Source organism: Enterobacter sp. 296B2, assembly GCF_034106185.1.
Taxonomy (GTDB): Bacteria; Pseudomonadota; Gammaproteobacteria; order Enterobacterales; family Enterobacteriaceae; genus Enterobacter; species Enterobacter cloacae_N.
Map to the genome: position 1 here is coordinate 87,663 of NZ_JAWNCA010000005.1, position 15,213 is coordinate 102,875.

13 protein-coding genes are annotated in these 15,213 nt (G+C 56.6%); 10 read left to right on the forward strand and 3 right to left on the reverse strand.

Translation table 11 applies throughout. The annotated features are described in order from the left end of the window. Positions 1–12: 12 nt before the first annotated feature. Positions 13–1,107, reverse strand: coding sequence for an NADH:flavin oxidoreductase (locus URZ40_RS05575; RefSeq protein WP_320719986.1), 1,095 nt, complete (start codon positions 1,105–1,107; stop codon positions 13–15). A gap of 93 nt (positions 1,108–1,200) precedes the next feature. Between URZ40_RS05575 and URZ40_RS05580 the strand changes: the two genes are divergently transcribed. Continuing rightward, on the forward strand, positions 1,201–2,094 hold the full coding sequence (locus URZ40_RS05580) for a LysR family transcriptional regulator (protein ID WP_320719988.1): 894 nt from the start codon (positions 1,201–1,203) through the stop codon (positions 2,092–2,094). 185 nt (positions 2,095–2,279) lie between these two features. Here URZ40_RS05580 and URZ40_RS05585 read toward each other — a convergent pair whose 3' ends face one another. After that, positions 2,280–3,059, reverse strand: a complete 780-nt coding sequence (locus URZ40_RS05585) for a hypothetical protein (RefSeq protein ID WP_320719989.1) — start codon at positions 3,057–3,059, stop codon at positions 2,280–2,282. A 482-nt stretch (positions 3,060–3,541) separates the two neighbouring features. Here URZ40_RS05585 and URZ40_RS05590 point away from each other — a divergent pair, with 482 nt between their 5' ends. From URZ40_RS05590 to URZ40_RS05600, 3 genes are all read left to right on the forward strand, one after another. Continuing rightward, positions 3,542–3,877 (forward strand): YcgJ family protein, encoded by a 336-nt coding sequence (locus URZ40_RS05590; RefSeq protein WP_239508653.1) that lies wholly within the window; start codon positions 3,542–3,544, stop codon positions 3,875–3,877. 217 nt (positions 3,878–4,094) lie between these two features. After that, a complete protein-coding gene (locus URZ40_RS05595) occupies positions 4,095–5,291 on the forward strand; it encodes an FAD/NAD(P)-binding oxidoreductase (RefSeq protein WP_163330575.1) in 1,197 nt (398 codons plus the stop codon). After that, a complete protein-coding gene (locus tag URZ40_RS05600; protein ID WP_320719990.1) occupies positions 5,291–5,671 on the forward strand; it encodes a DUF1641 domain-containing protein in 381 nt (126 codons plus the stop codon). Before URZ40_RS05595 ends, URZ40_RS05600 begins: the two co-directional genes overlap by 1 nt. An 82-nt stretch (positions 5,672–5,753) precedes the next feature. Here URZ40_RS05600 and URZ40_RS05605 read toward each other — a convergent pair whose 3' ends face one another. Then, a complete protein-coding gene (locus URZ40_RS05605; protein ID WP_023344667.1) occupies positions 5,754–6,587 on the reverse strand; it encodes a MurR/RpiR family transcriptional regulator in 834 nt (277 codons plus the stop codon). A 292-nt stretch (positions 6,588–6,879) separates the two neighbouring features. On the opposite strand from URZ40_RS05605, the gene URZ40_RS05610 reads away from it, so the two are divergent. The 6 genes from URZ40_RS05610 to URZ40_RS05635 all read left to right on the forward strand — a co-directional run bounded on the left by URZ40_RS05610 (position 6,880) and on the right by URZ40_RS05635 (position 15,207). Continuing rightward, a complete protein-coding gene (locus URZ40_RS05610; protein ID WP_163330574.1) occupies positions 6,880–8,385 on the forward strand; it encodes a CoA-acylating methylmalonate-semialdehyde dehydrogenase in 1,506 nt (501 codons plus the stop codon). 11 nt (positions 8,386–8,396) lie between these two features. Then, entirely contained in the window at positions 8,397–10,322 is a 1,926-nt protein-coding gene (gene iolD / locus URZ40_RS05615) for a 3D-(3,5/4)-trihydroxycyclohexane-1,2-dione acylhydrolase (decyclizing) (RefSeq protein WP_320719991.1), read from the forward strand. Positions 10,323–10,623: 301 nt separating this feature from the next. Continuing rightward, positions 10,624–11,610: an inositol 2-dehydrogenase gene (iolG, locus tag URZ40_RS05620; protein WP_063452892.1), complete on the forward strand. Its 987-nt coding sequence runs from the start codon at positions 10,624–10,626 to the stop codon at positions 11,608–11,610. 31 nt (positions 11,611–11,641) lie between these two features. Beyond that, on the forward strand, positions 11,642–12,571 hold the full coding sequence (locus tag URZ40_RS05625; RefSeq protein ID WP_041908742.1) for a sugar ABC transporter substrate-binding protein: 930 nt from the start codon (positions 11,642–11,644) through the stop codon (positions 12,569–12,571). A gap of 48 nt (positions 12,572–12,619) precedes the next feature. Then, on the forward strand, positions 12,620–14,167 hold the full coding sequence (locus URZ40_RS05630) for a sugar ABC transporter ATP-binding protein (protein ID WP_166711966.1): 1,548 nt from the start codon (positions 12,620–12,622) through the stop codon (positions 14,165–14,167). Between the two features lie 11 nt (positions 14,168–14,178). Continuing rightward, the gene (locus URZ40_RS05635) at positions 14,179–15,207 is read left to right on the forward strand and encodes an ABC transporter permease (protein ID WP_013098254.1); all 1,029 of its coding nucleotides are present in this window, start codon (positions 14,179–14,181) and stop codon (positions 15,205–15,207) included. The last annotated feature ends 6 nt before the right edge of the window (positions 15,208–15,213 follow it).

A 15,213-nucleotide genomic window follows, 5' to 3' on the forward strand; every position in this document is an offset into this window, starting at 1 on the left:
TGGTGATAACAATTAAAAACGCTCTTTTTCCTTAATGTCCGCAACCGGCGAAAGAATATCGCCAGGAAGTTCGTGGAGTGGCAGGCCGCTGCCGACTTTTCGTGGCCAGTCAGGATTGGCAAGCGCAGCCTTGCCAATGGAAACAAAGTCTGCCCCCATACCCAGAAGCTTTTCTGCCGTTTCACCGTCATCCAGCCCACCGTTAGCAATTATGATGGTCTCCGGAGCGGCTTCACGGGCAAGCTCAACAAGGCTCTTGTCGCTGTTTTCGAATGCAGGTAGCCAGGATTTGTATTCGGTCACATGGATATAGTCCACGCCAGCATCGGCGAGCAGACCGAAGATTTTCCTGGCACCGGCCTCACCTTCTTTCCATTTATGATGAAAATCGTTTACTTTTCCCTGCGAAATCCTTACGCCCAGCGTCTTTTCTGCGCCAATTTTGCCGCGTACGGCACGGATAACTTCCAGCGTAATGGCCAGCCGGTTTTCTAGGGAACCACCCCATCCATCGGTACGCTGGTTGGTATAATCTGTCAGGAACTGGTCAAGCAGGTACCCGTTCGCCGCATGGATCTCAACCCCGTCAAATTTTGCATCACTGACGGCGCGCTCCGCGCTGTCGGCAAAACTGGAGATGATATCGCGGATCTGCTCTTCATTGAGTGCCCGGGGAGTGCTGTATTCTCCGGAACCATAGTAGAACTCAAGCTGCTGCCCTTTAGGTTTTACGGGGGAAGGACCGGCAGAGTCCGGACGGTAAATATTTTTCTGAGACAATGCGCCGGCATGAATGAGCTGGGCTATGACCCGTGCACCGCGCTGATGCGCTTTTTCGACAATATTTTTCCAGCCGCAGATCTGTTCTTCATTCACGATGCCTGGCTGAAACGCATAGGTCTGTGACCACGCCTGATCAATGTAGATCCCCTCGGTGATGATGGCGCCGAAACCTCCCCGGGCAAAGCGGGAGTAATAATCCTGCATCTTTTCCCCCGGTACGCCGGTTTCAGACGCGGAGATACGCGTCATAGGGGCAACCATGATGCGATTGCGGTACAGAGTGCGGTTAATAAATGTGGCTTCGAATAATGATGCGTGGCGCATGGTGACTCCTCGGTAACAATTATAATAAAAATAATTATAATGCCGTTGTCAGGAACGTTATACTGGTAAGAAATGCATCGCTGTATAACGGAAATGGATATAATGAATCTCCGGGACGTCGAACTGTTCACCGTTCTTGCGGAAACCTGCAATCTTTCTCAGGCCGCACGCAGACTTGGCATGAGCGCGATGAGCGTGTCGCGACATCTCGCCCAGCTGGAAAAGGATTTAGGTGCGCGTCTGTTTCAACGCACGACACGCGCGGTGTCGCTGACAAGTGAGGGCGAAGAGTTTCTTCCCTATGCCAGAACCATGATGGAAGCAGAGCAGGGCGCGCGGATTATGTTCAGCGAGGACGCTGGCGGGGCAACAGGTCTCTTGAGGATCACGGCACCCTCCGGCATCGGTCGCCGTTACATACTTCCCCTGCTGCCTGAACTCATGGAACGGAATCCGAAGATGAAAATCGACCTCAACCTCAGCGATGACGTGGTGGATATCGTGGGTCAGGGATACGATGTGGCCATCAGGGTTGCCCCGCTCAGGGATTCGAACCTGATTGCCCACAGACTCAGCAGCAACCCCCGGGTCCTCTGTGCCTCACCTGCTTATCTGTCCCAGCACGGGATTCCCACCACTCTGGCAGAACTGACCAATCATCAGTGTTTGAGAACGGCAATGGTGTCTCAGTGGACATTTGTAAAAGATGGGCACCTACTCAGTCATTTATTTGAGCCACGGTTCATTTGTAACAATGTAGAAGGTGTCCGAAGTATGTGTAAGGCCGGAGCGGGCCTGGCACAACTAACAAAAGCAGATATTCACTCTGAACTGGCAACCGGAGAACTCGTCGAAATAACACTTAGTGATGCGGAATGCCACATGCTGGCAATATGGGCGCTGTTTCCGACAAAGCGCTACCTGCCATGCCGCGTTACTGTCTTTCTAGATGCTTTAAAGTCTTCGCTGAAGAGACTTATGTCATGAATGTTAAGTTCAACTTTTGCAGAGAGTGATAAGGTCATAATGTCCGCTCTTCGCTCATAGCGGACCTTCAGCTCAGTCAGTTTGTCAGCTTAGTGCCAGAAGCGGACATTACCTAACACATTAGTAACCTTATCAGATTTACGCGTTCTGCATAGTAAGCGTCGCATCTGATGAGTTATAATGTTTTAAAATATCCAACTGATAAATCCACCCGAATACTTTTCACTAATTTGGATTGCAAAAAGGTCATGAAGACTTAGAAATAAATCATTATCTTCTTTAAAAATTAACTCCTCATACTCTGCCATTATCAAACTATGCTGCGTTGTTAGTTTAGATATGTTATCCATTTCACTGGCAAGCATGGATTTGTTTGCATTGGTGGATAGATCCATAGCAATAAATTTCCGCATCAATGGTATTAGTTGATTAGGGTCTATATTTTTTGTATTTTCCTTGGCTTTTCTTTGTCTTTCTGAATAGATGGTGTTAATCGTATTTGTATAATTTTTCGCCAAACCCCTAAACTCTGGATATGAACCAGTAACTAATGCAAGCTCTTCGTACTTGAGGAATAAATCGGCCTTGCATTTTTTTACCGTCATTTCAAGCTCTTCAACTCCTTTTTTTAACTCTGCATTTGCTTTAATAATAGATATTGGGAGAGCTTCATAATGCTGGCCTAATTTTGAATCAGGTGTCATTGTCATATGTACTATTTCGTTAGACATGAGCTGATAAGAACCAGATAACTCTCCATACTTTAGGAATAGTTCATTATGTGAAGATGAACAAGAACTTTGTAATTCCATCATTGGCCTGAAGTAATCCTTTATAAGTTCTTCCTGAAGACCTTGGTCTTTTTTGTAACTCTCTAGAATTCCAGCAAAAAGAAATGACCCTAAAGATATAGAGATTATGGCAATTAGTAATTGACTAAGAAGTGATTGTGCTCCATTACTCATGAATTATCCTTAAAACATAATACGGAAAAAAAGTGGCACCTGATAGGGGAAGCGACGGATCGGAAACAAACTTAACTGATGGGTTAGCCATAGTCCAGAACCTTGTTTAAACACTTAGTATGACTATATGCATCTTAGAAATTTGTGCCAGTAACATTTGAAGCCTTATAATTCATTTAAATCGAAGTCAGTTACTCGCTCAGAGCGGACCCGTCCCACAAGCCCACTTCTTTTAGAGCATAGTGGCTCAGGGCTCTAAAATTGCATGATTCACCGGGATAGGGCCCTTACAATTGCCTCCGAACTGAACTTTCGACGACGTTTCAGTCGACGAAAAGCCATACAGGGCGTTTCCTGCTGAAACTCAGTACCACCCAGGATATTACACCCCTTATGAATGGTTCCACCGCGCCGGGTGCAAAGCCGACACTCATTAACCAACGGAGATTATCATCTTGAACAAGTCAATACTCGCATGCTCTGTGGCCGCGCTGCTGGCCGTGTCCGCCATGTCCGCCCAGGCCAGGACCCCCGCCAGGCTCAAGTCGCCAGCATCGGGCGTGCTCTGCGACCGATATGTATGCGCCAATGACAAGGGATTATCCCGCGAGTTGACAGAGACGCATCTCGGTAAGAAGGCTGCTGCAAACGAGGTGTTCACGTCGAGCAATGTCAATCTGACTGAATTCACCTTTGCCAACGGTATTTTCTGCGATGTGAAGGAACGACTGTGCCGTGAAAATCGCTATTATGGCGCGAACGGACAGCGCTCCGGGGCCGTATCTAAAAAGTACACAAAGCTGCTCTTTGGCGAATAATGGTGATGAAAAGAGGCCACAGCAAGAGACTACGTTATAAAGATATAAATTATATTTTGCAGTATATATTATTAATAATGATGTGGTTATCAAAATTAAATTTCTCATTAAAGGTTGCATTGAGGAATATTACTCTGTTACTACCCTTTAGCTGAGCGTAACAGTGAAGCGGTCTGGTTACGTGAATTCCCATTCACTACCATGAGCGAATAAAGGAATGAAAAACCGCATAATGATTGTCGGCGGCGGCACGGGAGGAACCATTGTTGCCAACCTGCTGGCCAGAAAATTACGACGTGAAATTGCTGCCGGTCAGGTAGAGCTGGTACTGATTTCCGAATCACCGGTGCATTACTACAAACCCGCGTTTATGTATGTCGCGTTTAATCTCTTCCATCATCATGAGCTGGCCCGGCCTGAACGGCAGTTACTGAGTCCGGAAATTCGATTTATTACCGATAAGATTGAATCCTTCGATTTTAAACAGCGTCGACTGTACGGTGCCAGTAAGCAATATTACGACTGGGATCTGCTGGTTATCGCAACCGGCTGCTCGCCTTTCCCGCAAAAAATCCCTGGCCTTGCCGAAGCGGGCGACCATTTTTATCAATACGCGGCGGCAAGACAATTAGCGCATAAGCTCTCCACCATTAAAAAGGGGCGAATATTTATTACCGTCTCTTTCCCGGAAACGCCGAATGTTCCCCATCAGTGCGGCATCGCCCCTATTGAAACCACGCTTATGGTTGACGACTATCTTCGCCAGCGCGGTGTACGTAATCAGGTTGAGATTGTTTATACCTATCCGACCGTCGCGCAGCTGCTGCGAAACTGCCTGTTCCTGCAGCGTCCGGTTGGGGAGGAGCTGGGCGATATTTTTGCTGCCAAAGGAATACAGCACCAGCGCGGTTTTACGTTAAGCCATGTCGATCCTGACAGCAAAATTGCCTATTCCGCCGAGGGCGACTCGCAGAACTTCGACATCCTGATGGCAACGCCTCCCATCAGGGCGGTCGACGCGGTGCGTAATACGGGACTCAGTGAGGTTCAGAACGGTGAAGGCTGGCTGCCGACGGATCACCAGACGCTGGGCGTCTACGGTTTAGAAGGCGTATATGTGATCGGCGATACCGTCGATCTGCCGATCAGTAAAGCGGGAGGGTCGTGCCACAACCAGGCGCCCGTCATTGCTGACAACATTGTGGCGGAGCTCTACGGCAGACCGCCCGGAAGCGGTAACCATTATGATGGACGGGTTCAGGCCGTCGCGCAGATGGGGCTCTGGGCCGGCATGCCGTTGGTATATGACTATCGCAATGACGTGACCCCCATGCCGGCGACAAAACTCGGCGGCATGCTGCGAAACGGTTTTAACCGTGGTCTCTATTGGGGCGTCGTGAGGGGGATGTTCTGATGAGTGACCAGGTACAGTTACTAAAAAGCCTTGCCCCACTTATGGCGGGCAATCGCCTGAATAATCTGGTTGATCTGCTTGCCGTCGTCGCAGACCTGCTGGAAATGGCCGATAACGCGATGGTCGAAAAACTGGCTGGCGTTTTTGACGATGTCGTGACCGTCGGCTGGGAAGGGGGAACCGCGCTACGCATGGCGTGGGGGGAGCAGGTTAACCGGGAAGGGGATATTTCGCTTCGTCAGGTGTTTACTATGCTCAACGACCCTGATACCCGCCGCGGCATCATGCTTTTGCTGCGCGTGTTACAGATTACGGGGCAGCGTCTAAATGCCCTCGCTTCGGTCAGCTATCCTGAGTGTCCTGAGATCGAAAACCGCTAAGATCGGGCGGATGTTCACCGGAAACGGCGATTATGCCGGGTAGCGGGTTTATGTTACCCGGCCTGTTGAGCGGTACCGTGGGCTATTTATCCCCACCACCCAACCGGTACGCCAGCGCCACCACCAGCGACTGTACCAGGCACAGCGTTGCCGACTGTGACCGGAACGCATCCACCTGCGCCTCTTTCACCACAAAGCAGAGATCGCTGAACGTCGCCAGGGGGCTTATCTGGCTGTCCGTAATCACAATCTGCCGTGCGCCGACGCTGGCGGCGGTTTCGCTGACCATCACCGTCTCTTCCGCGTACGGCGAGAAGCTGATCGACACCACAATGTCCCGCGCCTTAATGCGGCTGATCTGCTCGCGCAGCATCCCGCCCATGCCGTCGAGCAGGATAGGGCGACACTCGAGGTGGCTCAGGGCGTAGGTCAGATACGCGGCAACGCTAAAGGAGCGGCGCAGTCCGGCGATGTAGATGGTGTCAGCATCTGCCAGCAGCTGTACCGCGCGCTCCAGCATCTCCGGCTCGGCGCGGGCGGCTAACTGCTGTAGCGCCTGCGCGTTCGAGCGGGCGAACTCCTGCAGGATATCGAGCGGCGTTTCCGGCACGGCCTCGCTCTCCATTTCGCGGAACAGCCGGGCGCGGTCGCTGTAGCTGGCGGTCTCCTCAACCAGGTTCATACGAAACAGCTGTTTCATTTCGTTGAAGCCGGTGAAGTCAAAGGCGTTGGCAAAGCGGATCAGCGTCGACGGCGGCACGTCGGCGCGCTCGGCAATGACGGCAACCGTATCAAAGGCCACGCTGTTGGTATTATCCAGCACGTAGCGGGACACCTGCTGCAGCCTCTTGCTCAGGCTATCGTAGCGATCGCGGATTTGCTGCTGCAGTTCGTTCAGGCTGGTTGCTGTCGTCATGTTATCCCCCAAATACAGTCTTATGATTCTAAACGCAAAACCGCGTCTTTTAAATGTCGGCCATCCATCTGGCAGCAAAAATGAAACAGAAGCTTCAGTCATTTCCTCGCCCGAAATCCCTTAATAGCGCACGCGGCGTCAGTGTTGCTGGCTGTTAACATAAAAATCCATCCTTGATCACATTAATCATTATTTATTTTATTTCAACTTAAAATGGAATATTTGTTTCATATATAGTGTTCAGTACACAGCGTTCAGGTAACAGTCACGTATCAACAGCGAGAGGTTAAGGATGGAGACGGTAGCGAATTTTATTCACGGCGAATGTGTCACCGGTTCAGGCCAGCGCGTTCAGGCGATCTTCAACCCGGCCACCGGCGAGCAAATCCGCCAGGTGGTGATGAGTACGGCGCGGGAAACCGAACAGGCGATTGCCGCCGCGCAGCAGGCGTTTCCTGCGTGGGCGCGCCAGGCTCCGCTTAAGCGCGCGCGCGTGATGTTCCGCTTCAAGGCGCTGCTGGAGGAGAACATGGAGCGCCTGGCCCGCATCATCAGCGAAGAGCACGGCAAGGTCTTCTCCGACGCGGTGGGTGAACTGACCCGCGGTCTGGAAGTGGTGGAATTTGCCTGCGGTATCCCGCATCTGCAAAAGGGTGAACACTCGGCGAATGTCGGTACCGGCGTCGACAGCCACTCGCTGATGCAGCCGCTCGGCGTCTGCGCCGGGATCACGCCGTTTAACTTCCCGGCGATGGTGCCGATGTGGATGTTCCCGATTGCGCTGGCGACCGGCAACACCTTCGTGCTGAAACCCTCTGAAAAAGATCCCTCTCTTGCGCTCGCGCTGGCCCAGCTGCTGAAAGAGGCTGGCCTGCCGGACGGCGTCTTCAACGTGGTGCAGGGAGATAAGGAATCCGTTGACGTGCTCCTGACCGACCCGCGCGTACAGGCGGTGAGCTTTGTCGGCTCCACGCCGATTGCGGAATACATTTACCAGACCGCGTCCGCCCACGGTAAGCGCTGTCAGGCGCTGGGCGGCGCGAAAAACCACTGCATTCTCATGCCGGATGCCGACATGGAGATGGCGGCCAACGCCATTATGGGCGCGGCCTACGGCGCGGCGGGGGAACGCTGCATGGCGCTCTCGGTGGTACTGGTTGTGGGGGATAAAACCGCCGATGACCTCTGCGCCCGGCTGGAAAAACAGATTGCCGCGCTGCGCGTCGGGCCGGGCCTGGACCAGACGCCGGAAAACGAAATGGGGCCGCTTATCTCCTCCGCGCACCGCAGCAAGGTGCTGGGCTACATCGACAGCGGCGAGTCGCAGGGGGCAAAACTTCGCGTGGACGGTCGCGGCTTCAGCGTGAAGGGGCACGAGCAGGGCTACTTCGTCGGGCCGACGCTGTTCGATAACGTCACCCCGGAGATGACCATCTATAAAGAAGAAATTTTCGGCCCGGTACTTTCTGTGGTGCGCGTAGCAGATTACGCCAGCGCGGTGGATCTGATTAACCGCCATGAATATGGTAATGGCTCAGCGATTTTCACCCGCGACGGCGGCTGCGCTCGCCGCTTCTGCGAAGAGGTGCAGGCGGGCATGGTGGGAGTCAACGTGCCGATCCCGGTGCCGATGGCGTTCCACAGCTTCGGCGGCTGGAAGCGCTCGATTTTTGGCGCGCTCAACGTCCACGGCAGCGACGGCGTGCGCTTCTACACCCGAATGAAAACCATCACCGCGCGCTGGCCGGAAATGCAGCAGGAGACAAGCGCTGCGTTCTCCATGCCGACGCTGGGCTGACAGGAGGCGTTATGCAAACCGAACGTATGACCATGGCCCAGGCGCTGGTCCGGTTCCTTAATCAACAGTACGTCAGCGTGGATGGCAATGAAACGCCCTTTGTCGAGGGCGTGGCGACCATCTTTGGGCACGGCAACGTGCTGGGTATCGGCCAGGCGCTGGAGCAGGAGCCCGGTCATCTGAAAATCATGCAGGGGTGCAACGAGCAGGGTATCGCTCACATGGCGACGGGATTCGCCAAACAGCACCGCCGCCAGCGCATTTTTGCCGTCACCTCCTCGGTCGGGCCGGGCGCCGCCAATATGGTGACCGCCGCGGCAACCGCCACCGCGAACCGCATCCCGCTTTTACTGCTGCCGGGCGATATCTACGCCAGCCGACAGCCGGACCCAGTGCTGCAGCAGATCGAGCAGTATCACGATCTCAGCATCAGCACCAACGACTGCTTCCGTCCGGTCTCCCGCTACTGGGACCGCATTAACCGCCCCGAGCAGCTGATGAGCGCCATGCTAAGCGCGATGCGAACGCTTACTGACCCCGCCAATACCGGGGCGGTGACCATCTGCCTGCCGCAGGACGTGCAGGGAGAAGCCTGGGATTACCCGCTGAGCTTCTTCGCGCGTCGCGTGCACCACATTGAGCGTCGTCCGCCTGACCCGCAGCGTCTGGCGCAGGCGCGGGCGCTGATCGCCCGCAAACGTCGTCCGCTGGTGGTGTGCGGCGGCGGTGTGCGCTATTCCGGCGCGCATGAGGCGTTTCGCGAATTTGTCGAGACGCTGCAGCTGCCGTTTGCCGAAACCCAGGCCGGAAAGGGGGCGCTGGTAAGTGACCACCCACTTAATCTGGGCGGCGTAGGGGTAACGGGGGGAATGGCCGCTAACCAGCTTGCGCCACAGGCTGACCTGGTGATCGGCATCGGCACCCGCCTGACCGATTTTACCACCGGCTCTAAGGCGCTCTTTTCCCACCCGGACGTTGAATTCCTGCTGCTGAACGTGGCCGAGTTTGACGCCCTGAAGCTGGACGCCACCGCGCTGATTGCCGATGCCCAAACCGGACTCCAGGCATTAACCCACGCGCTCAGGGATTACCGCAGCGGCTGGGGAGAAACGATCGCCCAGGCGAAATCCGCCTGGCGCGACGAGTGCCGCCGCCTGTGGGATCGCCAGTGGCGCCCTGACGACGCGCCTGAAGTGGCGGGGCACATGGATGCGCAGCTGGCGGAATACGGCGAGACGCTCAACACCCGCCTGACCCAGACGCGGGTGCTGGGGCTGATCAACCAGCATGTTGAAGATAACGCCGTTGTGGTGGGCGCGGCCGGTTCGCTGCCGGGCGATTTACAGCGCCTCTGGCAGGTCAAAACGCCGGACAGCTATCACCTGGAGTACGGCTACTCCTGCATGGGCTACGAGATTGCGGCGGCCATCGGCGCGAAGCTCGCCAGACCCGGGCTGCCGGTGTACGCCATGGTGGGGGATGGCTCCTACATGATGCTGCACTCCGAGCTGCAAACCGCCGTGCAGGAGGGGATTAAGGTCACCGTTTTGCTGTTTGATAACGCCAGCTTCGGCTGCATCAACAACCTGCAGATGGGGCACGGGATGGGCAGCTTTGGCACGGAAAACCGCCAGCGCAACCCGGAAACCGGGCGGCTCGACGGGCCGCTGGTGAAGGTCGATTTCGCGCAAAACGCGGAGAGCTACGGCTGCCGCGCGTGGCGGGTAAACGATGAGCAAAGCCTGCTGGCAGCGCTGGAGGCGTCCCGGGCGCATCCGGGCCCGACGCTGCTGGACATCAAGGTGCTGCCGAAGACCATGACCCACGATTACGCCTCCTGGTGGCGAACCGGTGACGCGCAGGTGGCAGAGTCGTCTGCCGTGCGTGAGGCCGCGGAGCACACCCAGGCGCAGGTGAAAAAAGCCCGCCAGTATTGAGATTTCTCTTCGTAACGAAATTTTCATTTCATTTTGTTTTCCCCCTCACCCCGGCCCTCTCCCCAGAGGGGCGAGGGGGAAAAGCCCGCACTCAACCGTCCTCTCTCCCCTCTGGGGAGAGGGTTAGGGTGAGGGGCATCCCTTCCTCAATGTTGTGAGATTGATAACAAAATTTATCTCATTCATCTCAAAAATGTTAACCCGCACTCAAAAACATAATTTTCACTATTTATAAAAATGAAATAAATGTTTTATTTATGGGGTCGTTAGTTCACAGCATTCACCAACACCGGGAGCCGTTATGTTTAACATTGCTTTACTGGGCGCTGGCCGAATTGGCCAGGTACATGCAGCTAACATCGCCAGCCACGGCGCGACCACGCTCTGGTCCGTGGTTGACCCGAATCAGGAATTTGCCACCCGCATCGCCACCCAATATCAGGCCCGCCAGCAGAGCCTCATTGAGGCGATGACCGACCCTGACGTTCATGCCGTGCTGATCGCCTCCGCCACCGATACCCACGCGGATCTGATTGAAATGGCCGCCCGCCACGGTAAGGCCATCTTCTGCGAAAAGCCGGTACACCTTGACCTCGCCCGCGTGCGCGACTGCCTGAAGGTGGTTAAAGAGTACGACGTGCCGCTGTTCATCGGCTTTAACCGCCGCTTTGACCCGCAGTTCCGCCGCGTGAAAACCGACGCCCAGGCCGGGCGCATCGGCAAACCGGAATCGCTGCTCATCATCTCCCGCGATCCGTCTCCGCCGCCCGCAGAGTACGTGCGCGTCTCCGGCGGCATGTTTCGCGATATGACCATTCACGACTTCGACATGGCCCGCTTCATCATGGGCGAAGAGCCGGTGTCGGTGTATGCCCAGGGCAGCAACCTGGTGGATCCGGCGATTGGCGAGGCGGGGGATATCGACACCGCGTTTATCGTTCTGAAATACGCCTCCGGCGCAATGGCGACCATCGTCAACAGCCGCCGCTCATCTTACGGCTACGACCAGCGCCTGGAGCTGCACGGCTCCGAAGGGCTGCTGTGCGCGGGCAATATCCTGGAAAACCAGGTGCAGCACTATGGCAAACAGGGCTGCACCAGCGCGCTGCCGGAACACTTCTTCCTGCAGCGCTACAAATCCGCTTACGCCGCGGAATGGGAACACTTTGTTGCGGTATTACGCGGCGAAGCGGTGCCTGACTGCAGCGGCGATGATGGTGAACGTGCGCTGTACCTTGCGGATAAAGCGCTGGAGTCGCTGCGTAGCCAGCGCGAGATCGTCCTCTAAACACACCAACCCTACACAGAGAGACATAATAATGAAAAAACTGATCTTAGCCGCCCTCATCGCCATGACATCCGGGGCCGCCCTCGCCGAAAACGAGCAGATTGTTTTCAGTACGCCAAACCTGGCGATGCCGTTTGAAGTTCACATGCAGCGCACGGCGGTGAAAGCCGCAAAAGAGATGGGCGTGAAGCTTCAGGTACTGGACGGGCAGGGCAGTTCACCGAAGCAGGTGGCTGACCTGGAAAACGCCATCACCCGCGGGGCGCAGGGCTTTATCGTCTCCCCGAACGACGTGAACGCGGTCTCCAGCGCGGTGGATGAAATTCAGGATGCGAAGCTGCCGGTGGTCACCCTTGACCGCTCCGTCGACAGCCAGAAGAAAGTGCCGCACTTTGGCGCCAACAACTACAAAGGCGGCCAGGCGATTGGCGACTTCGTTAAAACCAAATTCCCCGACGGCGCGGAGATCATTCTGCTGACCGGCCAGCCGGGCTCCTCCTCCAATATTGAACGCACTAAGGGGATCCGCGACAGCCTGAAGGCGGGCGGGGATAAGTACAAGATCGTCGCCGATCAGACCGGCAACTGGATGCGTTCCGAAGGGATGCGCATCGTTGAAAGCGTGCTGCCCTCGCTGCCGAAACGCCCGCAGGTGATCCTCTCCGCCAACGACGACATGGCGCTGGGGGCGATTGAAGCGCTGCAAAGCCAGGGCGTGAAGCCGGGTGAGATCCTCGTAACCGGGTTTGATGCGGTGCCGGAAGCGCTGGCCCGCGTGCGCGACGGCTGGCTGGCGGTAACGGCGGATCAGCGTCCGGGCTTTGCGGTGCAGACGGCGATGAGCCAGCTGGTGGCCAATGTACGCGAGAAGAAAGCCATCACCGGGGCCGACTACCCGCCGACGCTGATCACCAAAGAGAACCTGCAGCAGGCTGAGCGTATCGGTGAGGCCGGTAACTGATATGTCCCGAGCCGCCTTTGGCGGCTCATCATGAGGAGGAGCAGACCGATGTCGCAACCCTTACTGAAAGTGACCGACCTGGCAAAAAGCTTTTCCGGCGTCTGGGCGCTGAGCAGCGCCCAACTGACCGTCGGCGCGGGGGAGATCCACGCCCTGCTGGGGGAAAACGGGGCGGGAAAATCCACGCTACTGAAGGCGCTCGCGGGCGCGCAGCCGCAAACCCGCGGGGATATCTGGTTCAACGGCGAAACGCTGCCGGTGGACGACTCCCCGGTGGAACGCCAGAACAAGGGCATTATCACCATCTATCAGGAATTCAACCTGCTGCCCAACATGACCGTCGCGGAAAACATGTTTCTCGGGCGCGAGCCGCGCAGGCGTAACCTGATCGTCGACGAAAAGGCGGTCAACCAGGAGGCGCAGGTTATTCTCGATTACCTGCAACTGAACGTTGCGCCGACTACCCCTGTCGCCCGTCTGAGCGTCGCCCAGCAGCAGATGGTGGAGATCGCCAGGGCGCTGACCCTCAACGCCCGCTTGATCATCATGGACGAGCCCTCCGCCGCGCTGAGCGACAGCGAGGTGGAAAGCCTGCACCGCGTGGTGCGGGAGCTTAAAAACCGCGGCGTGAGCATTATTTACGTTACCCACCGCCTGCACGAAGTTTTCCAGCTCTGCGATCGCTTCACCGTTTTCCAGGACGGCCGTTTCACCGGCACCGGCGCGGTGGCGGAGACTAACGTCGAACAGCTGATCCGACTGATGGTCGGGCGCGACGTGGCCTTTAACCGCCGCCCCGCCAGTGAAACCCATCATGAAGACAAACCCGTCCGCCTGGCGGTGAAGGGGCTGAGCCGCGAAAAGCCGCCGCTGGATCCGCACGGTATCGCCCTGCACGACATCAGCTTCCACGTCCACGCCGGGGAAGTCTTAGGCATTGCCGGGCTGGTGGGGGCGGGACGTACCGAGGTGGCCCGCTGCCTGTTTGGCGCAGACGCGTTTACCTCGGGGAGCTTTGAGCTGGACGGCGTGCCGTACCAGCCGCGCGACCCGCTGTATGCCCTCGATCAGGGCGTGGCGCTGGTGCCGGAAGATCGCAAAAAAGAGGGGGCGGTGCTGGGGCTGTCCATTCGCGACAACCTGTCGCTCTCCTGTCTCTCCTCGCTGCTGCAGTGGCGCTGGTTCGTGAACACCCGCAAAGAGGACGATCTGATTGAGTCCTACCGCCAGGCGCTGCAGATCAAAATGGTCAACAGCGCGCAGGAGGTGCGCAAGCTCTCCGGCGGCAACCAGCAAAAGGTGATCCTCGCGCGCTGCATGGCGCTTAACCCGCGGGTGCTGATCGTCGATGAGCCGACGCGCGGCATCGACGTGGGGACCAAATCGGAAGTGCACCAGGTGCTGTTTGACATGGCGAAAAAGGGCGTGGCGGTGATCGTGATCTCCTCCGATCTGCCTGAAGTGATGGCGGTGTCTGACCGGATCATCACCCTCAGCGAAGGCCGGGTGACCGGCGAGATCCACGGTGACGACGCTAACGAAGAACGGCTGATGACAATGATGGCCATCAACCACAACGCCCTGAACGCGGCATAACGGAGTTTCTCATGACGCAGATGATTTCTAAAACGCAGGCCCCGGTCAAACGCGCCGGACGCATCGATCCCATCGCCTTCTTCGAGCGCTTCGGGGTGCTGATTTTCATGATCCTGCTGCTGATCTTCTTCCAGTCGCAGAACAGCAACTTTTTCTCTGAACGCAATATTTTCAACATCCTGACCGAAGTCTCCATCTACGGGATCATGGCCGTGGGGATGACGTTCGTCATTCTGACCGCCGGGATCGACCTCTCCGTGGGCTCCATTCTGGCGGTGTGCGCAATGACCGCAGCGTACGTGATCAAGGGTGATAACTTCACCACCGTAGACCCGAATGCATGGGGCGGCATGAGCTGGCTGATCGGGCTGGGGATATGTCTGGCGATGGGCACGGCGATTGGCTTCCTGCACGGCCTGGGCGTCACCCGCCTGCGCCTGCCGCCGTTCATCGTCACCCTCGGCGGGATGACCATCTGGCGCGGCCTGACGCTGGTGATTAACGACGGCGCGCCGATCGCCGGTTTCGATCAGGGCTACCGCTGGTGGGGGCGCGGGGAGCTACTCGGCATCTCCATTCCGATCTGGATCTTTGCCATCGTCGCCGTCGGCGGCTATCTGGCGCTGCACAAAACCCGCTGGGGCCGCTTCGTCTACGCCATCGGCGGCAACCCGGAGGCGGCGCGTCTGGCGGGGGTCAACGTCAAGCGCGTGCTGGTCAGCGTCTACGTGCTGATCGGCTGTCTGGCGGGGCTGGCGGGCTTCATCCTGAGCGCGCGTCTGGGGAGCGCCGAGGCGGTGGCCGGGATCTCCTTTGAGCTGCGCGTCATCGCCTCGGTGGTGATTGGCGGTACCTCGTTGATGGGCGGCTACGGGCGCATCGGCGGCACCATTATCGGCTCCATCATCATGGGCATTCTGATTAACGGCCTGGTGCTGATGAACGTCTCGGCCTACTACCAGCAGATTATCACCGGATTAATTATCGTTCTGGCGGTGGCATTCGATACCTATGCCAAAAGCCGTCGCGGCGCACTGTGAGGAACA